Origin of the sequence: Streptomyces sp. NPDC003077, assembly GCF_040611095.1 — a bacterium.
In the GTDB taxonomy this organism is placed as follows: Bacteria; Actinomycetota; Actinomycetes; order Streptomycetales; family Streptomycetaceae; genus Streptomyces.
This window is the reverse complement of record NZ_JBEXNM010000130.1, coordinates 1-9,774: the sequence shown is the minus strand read 5'-3', so window position 1 is coordinate 9,774 and position 9,774 is coordinate 1. Positions and strand designations below refer to the sequence as shown.

Here is a 9,774-nt window from a genome sequence, read left to right as displayed (position 1 = left end):
CTGCCCGCCCCCGGTCAGGGGCGCCGCCCCACTCCCCTCCCCCCGCAGGACTCCCACCATCGGAGACGTGATCCACATGACGACTTCCCCCGAGCAGTTGGTGCAGGCGCTGCGCGCGTCGCTGAAGGAGAACGAGAAACTCCGGCAGCAGGGCCGGCAACTGGCCGAACGGCAGCGGGAACCCCTCGCCATCACGGCCATGAGCTGCCGGTTCGCCGGGGACGTCCGGTCGCCGGAGGACCTGTGGGACGTCGTCGCCGCGGGCAAGGACGTGATATCCGGGTTCCCGACGGACCGCGGCTGGGACATCGACAACCTCTACGATCCGGACCCGGCGAAGAAGGGCAAGACCTACAGCCGGGAAGCGGGCTTCCTGTACGACGCGGCCGATTTCGACGCGGCGTTCTTCGGCATCTCGCCCCGTGAGGCGCTCGCCATGGACCCGCAGCAGCGGCTGCTGCTGGAGACCTCCTGGGAACTGTTCGAACGGGCGGGCATCGACCCGACCTCGATGCGCGGCAGCCGGACCGGTGTCTACCTGGGATGCGGCTACCAGGCGTACAACCCGGACCTGCGCGCCGCCCCGGACGGCACCGACGGCTACCTGGTGACCGGCAACGCCTCCGCGGTGGCGTCCGGCCGCATCTCCTACGCGCTCGGGCTGGAGGGCCCGGCGCTGACGGTGGACACCGCCTGCTCGTCGTCCCTGGTGGCGCTGCACCTCGCGGCGCAGGCGCTGCGCGCGGACGAGTGCGAGATGGCGGTCGCGGGCGGGGTGGCGGTGATGGCCACTCCGGACGCGTTCATCGAGTTCAGCCGGCAGCAGGCCATGGCCAGGGACAGTCGTTCGAAGGCGTTCGCCACCGCAGCGGACGGCTTCGGCTGGGGCGAGGGCGTGGCGCTGCTGCTGATCGAGCGGCTGTCCCGGGCCCGCCGTCTCGGTCACCAGGTGCTCGCGGTGATCCGCGGTTCCGCCGTCAACCAGGACGGTGCCAGCAACGGCCTCACCGCCCCCAACGGCCGCGCCCAGCAGCGGGTCATCCGGCAGGCGCTGGCCGACGCGCAGCTCTCTCCGGCGGACGTGGACGCGGTCGAGGCCCACGGCACCGGCACCGCGCTGGGCGACCCCATCGAGGCGCACGCCCTGCTGGCGACGTACGGGCAGCACCATCCGCCCACCCGGCCGCTGTGGCTGGGTTCGGTGAAGTCCAACATCGGGCACACCCAGGCGGCGGCCGGCGCGGCGGGCGTCGTCAAGATGGTGATGGCGATGCGGCACGGCGTCCTGCCCATGACGCTGCACGTGGACGAGCCGTCCGACAAGGTGGACTGGTCCATGGGCGAGGTGTCCGTCCTCACCGAGGCCGTGGACTGGCCCGAGACGGGCGCCCCCCGCCGGGCGGGCATCTCCGCCTTCGGCGTCGGTGGCACCAACGCCCACGTCATCGTGGAACAGGCCCCGGCGGACGAGGACGAGGACGAGCAAGGCTCCGTCGGCACCGAGTCCCCCGAGGGCCGTCCGGGCCTTCCCGTGGTGCCGTGGGTCCTGTCGGCGAAGACCCCGGCCGCACTGGACGCCCAGATCGCCGCGATACGGGCCCACGTCGAGGCGAACCCCAGGCTGCGCCCGGTGGACGTGGGCTTCTCCCTGGCCACCGGCCGGTCGGCCTTCGAGCACCGGGCGGTGGTGCTCGGCGAGGACCGCGAAGCCCTCCTCGCAGGCCTGCGCGCCCCCGAGACGCTGACCCGGGGCAGGAAGCCTTCCCGCAACCGGGTGGCGTTCGTCTTTCCGGGTCAGGGGACGCAGTGGGCCGGGATGGGGGCCGGGCTGCTGGAGCACTCCCCCGCCTTCGCCGCCGCGATTGACGAGTGCGAGGCCGCGCTCAGCGCGTACGTCGACTGGTCGCTGACGGACGTCCTGCAGGAGGCGCCGGGCGCGCCCACCTTGGAGCGGGTGGACGTGGTGCAGCCCGCCACCTTCGCCGTCATGGTCGCCCTCGCCGCCCTTTGGGACTCCTACGGGGTGCGGCCGGATGCCGTGATCGGGCACTCCCAGGGCGAGATAGCCGCCGCCGTCGTCTCCGGCGCTCTCTCCTTGCAGGACGGGGCCAAGGTCGTGGCCCTGCGCAGCCAGGCCATCGCCGCCCACCTGGCCGGGCACGGCGGAATGCTCTCCACCGCCCTCCCCCACACGTCAATGGATGGCTGGCTCGCCTCGTACGAAGGCCGCGTGGAGATCGCCGCCATCAACGGGCCCACCAGCACCGTCGTCGCCGGCGACCCGAACGACCTGGAAGACCTACGGCAGCGACTGGAAGCCGAGGGAATCCGGGCCCGCACCATCCCCGTCGACTACGCCTCCCACACCCACCACGTCGAGAGCATCGAGGCCGAACTCGACCGCATCCTCACCGACCTCGCCCCCCAGGCACCGAAGATCCCCTTCTTCTCCACCCTCGACCAACAGTGGATCACCACCCCGGCGCTCGACGGCCGCTACTGGTACCGCAACCTCCGCCACACCGTCCAATTCGGCCCCGCCATCCTGAAACTGGCCGACGAAGGCTTCACCACCTTCCTCGAAACCAGCGCCCACCCCGTCCTCACCATGGCGCTGCCCGACCACGTCACCGGCCTCACCACCCTCCGCCGCAACGACGACACCCCCCACCGCATCCTCACCTCCCTCGCCGAAGCCTGGACCCACGGCCTCCCCACCAACTGGACCGCGCTCTACGAGGGCACCCACGCCCAGCGCATCGACCTCCCCACCTACCCCTTCCAGCGTCGGCGTTTCTGGATCAACGCGGCCTCGATCGGGGAGCTGCTTCCGCCCGTCACCAGCGGCAGTGATCACCTCGAAACCGAACCGGAGCCGGGCTGGTCGCAGGGCCTGAAGGAGTTGGACGAGGAGGAGCGCCGCGACCGTGTGCGCGAGATGGTGCGCCGGCAGGCGTCCTCCGTGCTCCGCCATGACGCGCGGGAAGTGCTCGAACTGGACCGTGAGGTGCGCGAGCTCGGCTTCGATTCGCTGGCCGCCGTCGATCTGCGCAACCGGCTGAGCGGGCTGCTGGGCCTGACGCTCAAGCCGACCGTGCTCTTCGATCACGCGACGCTCGACGGGCTGTGCGCGTATCTCTGCGCGGAGTTGGACGCGATCGGCTGGGCGGTCGCCGTCCCCAGCGACACGCCCACGTACGTCGAAGACGACACGAAGTTCACCGAAGGTGCCGAAGCCTCCGAAGACGGCATCAAGCGACGCGCCACCGAGAGCACTGCCAGGCCCGGCCGTCCCGCCGACGCGCCGCAGGCGTCCGGCGGCCTGCTGCGGGCGCTCTTCCGGCAGGCGCTGGACACCGACCGGTACCCCGAGTTCCTGGAACTCCTGGCGCAGACGGCCCGGTTCCGCGCCTCCTTCTCGGCACCGCCCGGATCCCCGGCCGACCGGACGGACCCCCAACCGGCCGCCCCGGCCTCCGCCATCGGGAGCCCGTCCCCCGCCTCGCCCTTCCCCACCGATCTCGTCCGTCTGTCCCGGGGCCGAAGCGGTCGGACGGCCGTCATCGGGTGCACCGGTACGGCGGCGATCGGCGGGACGCACGAGTTCTGGCGGTTCTCCGGGCCCTTCCAGGGTGAGCGGGACGTCTTCGGGCTGCCGCTGCCGGGTTACCGGGGGACGGACGCGAGCCCGGAGCCGCTGCCCGTCGACCTGCGCGCGGCCTTCGCCGTCCAGGCCGACGCCCTGCTCCGGGGGACCGGGGGTGCCCCGTTCGCCCTGCTCGGTCATTCCGGAGGCGCGCTGCTCGCGTACGGACTGGCCCGGCACTTGGAGGAGGAGCACGGGGTGGTGGCGGCCGGCGTGGTGCTCGTCGATCCGTATCCGCCCAGCCATCAGGGGCCGGTGCGGGCCTGGCGGCAGCAGTTGGGCAACGGGCTGTTCGCGGGGGAGATGGAGCCGATGTCGGATGCCCGGCTCGTCGCCATGGGCGCGTACGCGCATCTGCTGTCCACATGGCATCCGGACGAGATCAGCGCACCGGTCCTGGTCGTACGCGCCACCGAGCCGCTGGGCGAATGGAGCGCGGACCGGGGGGACTGGCGCGCCCGGTGGGACCTGCCGCACACCGTCGCGGACGTGCCCGGTGACCACTTCTCGATGATGCAGCACCACTCGTCCGCCGTGGCCCGGGCCGTCGAGGACTGGCTCGCTCGTTCGGACGGTCCGACCCGAAGGAAGCCCCTTGAGAGATGACGAGCGCGAGGCGCACCCGGCACACGACGACACGGAAGCGCGGAAGACCGGCACGGAAGCCGAGGTGGACGCGGACCGGCGGTCCGTTCCGGCGCGGCGCGCCGAGACGGCGGACGGCCGCAGGCGGAACGCGCGGACGGTGCGGCACCTGCACGGGGTGCCGGGCCAGCCCGACGCCTCCAGCACCCCCGACGCCACCGGCACCCCCGACTCATCCGACGCCCCCGACTCGTCCGGCGCGCCATCCGGCCCGGGGCCGCGCCCGGCAGGGCCCGCCAGAACACCTGTGCCGCACGGCGACACCCTGTGGATCAGGCGTTTCCACCCGTCGCCGGACAGCCGGGCGCGGCTGGTGTGCCTGCCGCACGCTGGGGGTTCGGCGAGTTACTTCCACCGCATCTCGGACGTGCTCCAACCGTCGGTGGAAGTGCTGGCCGTGCAGTATCCCGGGCGTCAGGACCGCAGCCACGAGCCGGGGGTGGAGAGCGTTCCCGAGCTGGCGGAGCACGTCGTGTCGGCGGCCGAGCCCTGGCTCGACGCGGGCCCGGTGGCGTTCTTCGGGCACAGCCTGGGGGCGGGCGTCGCCTTCGAGGCGGTGCGGCTGCTGGAGCACCGGCGCGGCATCAGGCCGATGAGTCTGGTGGTCTCCGGCCGCCGGGCGCCGTCGAAGGTCCGGCAGGAGGCCGTGCACCGGTTGGACGACGACGCGTTCCTCGCCGAGGTCCGCCGGTTGCGGGGCATGGACGAACGGGTGGGCCGGGAGGAGGAGTTGCTGCGCCTGCTGCTGCCCGCGCTGCGCAGCGACTACAAGGCGGCGGAGACCTACGTGTACCGGCCGGGCCCGAAGCTGTCGTGTCCGGTGATGGCGCTCAGCGGTGCCGACGATCCGACGGTGCGCCTGGCCGAGATGGCGGCGTGGCGCCGGCACACCACCGGCCCTTTCTGGCTGCGCACGTACCCGGGCGGCCACTACTACCTGAACGACCTGGCGCGGGATGTCGGCAACGACATCGCCGACCACCTCCTCGTGCTGCGCGCGCGTCGGGACGCCGGACCCACCGGGCGCCCGCCCGGCCCTTACGGGGCGCTGTGAAGACGGACGCCGCGTCGGCCCGCACCCGCACTGTGAGAACCGAGAACGAGGGAGAGAACCCGATGCCCAGCGAGGACCAGCGGGCGGACGCACAACCGCCGCTCGGACGGGCGGACGCACAGCCCCCGCTCGAACCGGCAGACACACAGCCCCCGCTCGAACCGGCGGACACACAGCCGTCCCTCGGGCCGACGGACGCACAGACGCCCTTCGGACCGGTGGTGACGCAGCCGCCCCTCGGCCGGACGGTCGGCGCGGCCACGTACGGGGAACTGGGGCACCACCTGATGGAGACCCGAGGCCTGGAGTGGCTGCACGGCGCCAACGGCGACCCGTACGCCCTGGTGCTGCGGGGGCTGGCGGACGACCCGTACCCCCTGTACGAGCGGGTGCGGGAGCTCGGCCCGCTGTACCGGAGCCCGACCGGCAGTTGGGTCACCGCGGACCACGCCGTGGCCCGCGAGGTGCTGGCCCACCCACTGCTGGACGTGCGAGCCGCGGACGGGTGGCCGGTGCCGCCGCAGGTGGTCTCGTACGGGGCCGGCCAGGCGCTGGAGCTGGACCGGGCCGCGCACGAACGGCTGGCGGAGCGGTGGCAGCAGGTGCTCGGCGCGGAGCACGTCGACGGACTCCGCGCGTACGCCGAACGAGCCTGCGAAGAGGTGTTGGACGGGCTGCTTGCGAGCAGGGCACGACCTGTCCCCGGCGCGCCCGCCTCTGATGGCCACGCCGCGTCCACCGGCCTCTCAGGCAAGCCCACCCGGCAGCCCACCCCCAGTGCGCCTGCCACCGGTGAACGCACCCCTGACGACCACGCCACCCCCACCGATCCCGCCTCCCCTCCCCCACCCACCGCCTTCGACCTGATGACCGACTTCGCCCGTCCGGCCGCCGTCGCCACCGTCGCCGCGGTGCTGGGGGTCCCCCGGGAGCGGTACGCCGATCTCGCCTCCTGCTGCGAGCGGCTGGCCGCGTGGCCGGACGCACTGGTGTCGGCGCAGCCGCCGACGCGGGTCCGCGGCGTCGCGTCGGGGCTGGCGGACCTGCACGCGCTGCTGGACTCCCGGCCCGCTGCGGCGGACGGGCCACTGTCGTCCGTGGCCGGATCCGCCGACGGCGGGCTCACGGATGGCCGGCTCGCGGACGGTGCGACGGCCCGCTACCCCGTGGAGACCCTGCTGTGCGCGCACGGTGCCATCGCGGCGGCGCATCTGGTGGGGAACGCCGTCGTGGCCCTGCTGTCCCGCCCCGGACGGTGGCGGGCCCTGTGCGCGGAGCCGGGTCTGATCCCGGCCGTGGTGGAGGAGACGCTGCGGTACGACCCGCCGGTACAGATGGACGAGCGGGTCGCGCTGAAGGACGTGGAGCTGGCCGGGCACCACCTCGCCGCCGGGTCGCACATCGTGGTGCTGACCGGCGCCACCGGGCGGGACGCCGCCGCCTTCGCCGCCCCGCACCGTTTCGACCCGGCCCGCGCGGCCGGTGGCCCGGCGCCGCTCGCCCTGTCCGGCGGCTTCCACCACGGGCCGGTGGCGCCGCTGGTCCGGTTGCACGCCGGTGCCGCACTGGCCGCGCTGGCGCACCGGCTGCCCGGCCTGCGGCAGGCGGGCCCGGTGCTGCGTCCCCGTCGCACTCCCGTCACCCGTGGGCCGCTGACCGTCCCGGTGACGGCGTGACACCCCTCCGCATTCGTCCGGCAACACCCACCACCCACCCACGCTCGCCCAACACCGTCCCCCACCGCACAACGCCGCCAACGACCCGCCCGCAGCTAGACGGCACCGCCCCCAATCACCCCACCACACCCACCACCCACCCACGGCCATACAGCACCACCACCCACCCCCCGACCTCCCCCACCGCCCCTCCAAGGACCCGACCCACGGAAGGACCCCGCCCCCGATGCGCGTCCTGCTGACCTCCTTCGCCCACCACACGCACTACCACGGCCTGGTGCCGCTGGCCTGGGCGCTGCGCGCCGCGGGCCACGAGGTACGGGTGGCCTCGCAGCCCGCGCTGACCGACGTCGTCACCGGTTCGGGGCTGACGGCGGTGCCGGTCGGCACCGACCACCGCATCCACGAGACGCGGACGCGGATGAGCGGTGAGCCGCGCCCCAACCATCCGGCGATCCAGTTCGACGAGGCCCGCGCGCAGCCGCTGGACTGGGAACACGCGCTGGGCATCGACACGCTGCTCACGCCGTACTTCTACGCGCTGGCCAACGACACGATGGTGGACGACCTGGTGGCGTTCGCCCGTACGTGGCGTCCGGACCTGGTGCTGTGGGAGCCGACGACGTACGCGGGCGCGGTGGCGGCCCACGTCACCGGTGCCGCGCACGCGCGGGTGCTGTGGGGGCCGGACGTGGCCGGCAGCGCGCGCCGGAAGTTCCTGGAGCTGCGGGACCGGCAGCCGCCCGCGCACCGCGAGGACCCGATCGCGGAGTGGCTGACCCGGACCGTGGCGCGGTTCGGCGTCACGTTCCCCGACGGTTTCGAGGAAAGCCTGGTCACCGGCCACTGGACCGTGGACCCGACGCCCGCCTCCCTGCGGCTGCCGACCGGTCTGCCGATCGTCGGGATGCGGTACGTGCCGTACAACGGAACGTCGGTGATCCCGGACTGGCTGCACGAACCGCCGCGCCGCCCCCGCGTCTGCCTCACGCTGGGGGTGTCGGCCCGTGAGGTGCTCGGCGGGGACGGCGTCTCCCAGGGCGACCTGCTGGAGGCGCTGGCGGACCTGGACATCGAGGTGGTCGCGACCCTGGACTCCGGGCAGCGCGAACACCTGGGACGGGTGCCCGCACACACCCGGCTGGTGGACTTCGTGCCCATGGACGCGCTGCTGCCGACGTGCGCGGCGATCGTCCACCACGGCGGCGCGGGCACCTACGCCACGGCCATGCTCCACGCCGTACCGCAGGTCATGCTCGCCGAGTTGTGGGACGCGCCGGTCAAGGCCCGGGCGGTGGCCGAGTACGGCGCCGGGTCCTTCCTGCCGCCCGCCGGGCTGACCGCGCGCGCGGTGCGCGAGGCCGTCGTACGGACCCTGGAGGACCCCTCGGTGGCCGATGCCGCCCGGCGACTGCGCGATGAGGTGCTGTCCGAGCCGACCCCCGCCGCCGTGGTGCCAGAGCTGGAACGGCTGACCCGCGCGCACCGGCGCGGCGGGCCCGTCGAGCCGGCGGGCGGCGATCGGCCGACCGCCGTTCCCGCGACCACGGGGTGAGGCACCTCCCCCCGGGCCCGTGTCCCCCGCCCACACCGAGGACAACGAAGGACCGGGCACCGCCACTGCGCACCCGTCAGCCCACCGACACAGCGCTCGCCGACAAACGGCCCCACCGTTCCCATCCAAAACCCCCTCCCATTCCACTGGCTATCCGAAAAGGACCCTCCATGTACGAAGTCGACCACGCCGGCGTCTACGACCTGTTCTACCTCGGCCGGGGCAAGGACTACGCGGCCGAGGCCGCGGACACCGCCGACCTGATCCGCGCGCGCCGTCCGAACGCCGCCTCGCTGCTGGACGTGGCCTGCGGCACCGGCACCCATCTGGAGCACTTCGCCAAGGAGTTCACCCGTACCGAGGGCCTGGAGCTGTCCGCGGACATGCTGGAGCACGCCCGCGCGAGGATTCCCGGGACCCCGCTGCACCAGGGCGACATGCGCGACTTCGACCTCGGCCGCCGTTTCGACGCCGTGGTCAGCATGTTCAGCTCGGTCGGCTACCTGCGCACCACGGACGAACTCGACGCGGCGCTGGCCTCGTTCGCGCGCCACCTGGAGCCCGGCGGCGTCACGGTCATCGAGCCGTGGTGGTTCCCCGACACGTTCATCGACGGTTACGTCAGCTCGGACGTGGTGCGCCGGGACGGACGGCACGTGGCGCGGGTGTCGCACTCGGTGCGCGAGGGCAACGCCACGCGGATGGTGGTGCACTTCGTCGTCGCGGACGCCGAGCACGGCGCCCGGCACTTCAGCGACACCCACCTGATCACGCTCTTCACCCGCCGCGAGTACGAGGCCGCCTTCGAGTCCGCCGGCCTACGGGTCGAGTACCTGGAGGGCGGCCCTTCGGGACGCGGCCTGTTCGTCGGCATCCGCCCGTGACGTCGAAACGTCCGCCCGTGACACCGAAGCCGCCCCGGTCAACGGCTCCCGACCGACCACCGGCCAGTACGGACGGACGGCACCGATCAACAACGGGCCGACCCAAGTCTTTTCCACCACCCACCAAGGGGCGGACGCGCAACCAACGGAAGGGGACGTCCCGGGGTGCCCCCGCAGCGGACTGGGGCGCGGCGGCCGGTGACCTACATCGCGTCGGGTAAGCGCAACTGCCGCGAGGAGGTACCCCGGGGCGGCCCCGACCCCGTACGAAACAAAAGGCGCAAAACCCACCGGACCGGCACCCGCCGACAGAC

5 protein-coding genes are annotated in these 9,774 nt (G+C 73.4%); all 5 read left to right on the top strand.

Annotation, left to right across the window (positions count from 1 at the left end):
• Positions 1 to 76 precede the first annotated feature (76 nt).
• The 5 genes from ABZX96_RS37710 to ABZX96_RS37690 all read left to right on the top strand — a co-directional run bounded on the left by ABZX96_RS37710 (position 77) and on the right by ABZX96_RS37690 (position 9,460).
• Positions 77 to 4,252 (top strand): beta-ketoacyl synthase N-terminal-like domain-containing protein, encoded by a 4,176-nt coding sequence (locus tag ABZX96_RS37710; protein ID WP_355554101.1) that lies wholly within the window; start codon positions 77 to 79, stop codon positions 4,250 to 4,252.
• On the top strand, positions 4,242 to 5,345 hold the full coding sequence (locus ABZX96_RS37705) for a thioesterase domain-containing protein (RefSeq protein WP_355554098.1): 1,104 nt from the start codon (positions 4,242 to 4,244) through the stop codon (positions 5,343 to 5,345). Before ABZX96_RS37710 ends, ABZX96_RS37705 begins: the two co-directional genes overlap by 11 nt.
• A 62-nt stretch (positions 5,346 to 5,407) precedes the next feature.
• Positions 5,408 to 7,021, top strand: coding sequence for a cytochrome P450 (locus ABZX96_RS37700; protein ID WP_355554095.1), 1,614 nt, complete (start codon positions 5,408 to 5,410; stop codon positions 7,019 to 7,021).
• A gap of 226 nt (positions 7,022 to 7,247) precedes the next feature.
• On the top strand, positions 7,248 to 8,576 hold the full coding sequence (locus ABZX96_RS37695; RefSeq protein WP_355554093.1) for an activator-dependent family glycosyltransferase: 1,329 nt from the start codon (positions 7,248 to 7,250) through the stop codon (positions 8,574 to 8,576).
• A gap of 170 nt (positions 8,577 to 8,746) precedes the next feature.
• Positions 8,747 to 9,460, top strand: coding sequence for a class I SAM-dependent methyltransferase (locus ABZX96_RS37690; RefSeq protein ID WP_355554091.1), 714 nt, complete (start codon positions 8,747 to 8,749; stop codon positions 9,458 to 9,460).
• Positions 9,461 to 9,774 lie beyond the last annotated feature (314 nt).

What these genes read in the sequence shown, in the direction of transcription:
- ABZX96_RS37710 (WP_355554101.1), top strand. Translation starts at nt 77, where the DNA reads ATGACGACTTCCCCCGAGCAGTTGGTGCAGGCGCTGCGCGCGTCGCTG.
- ABZX96_RS37690 (WP_355554091.1), top strand. Translation starts at nt 8,747, where the DNA reads ATGTACGAAGTCGACCACGCCGGCGTCTACGACCTGTTCTACCTCGGC.
- ABZX96_RS37695 (WP_355554093.1), top strand. Translation starts at nt 7,248, where the DNA reads ATGCGCGTCCTGCTGACCTCCTTCGCCCACCACACGCACTACCACGGC.
- ABZX96_RS37700 (WP_355554095.1), top strand. Translation starts at nt 5,408, where the DNA reads ATGCCCAGCGAGGACCAGCGGGCGGACGCACAACCGCCGCTCGGACGG.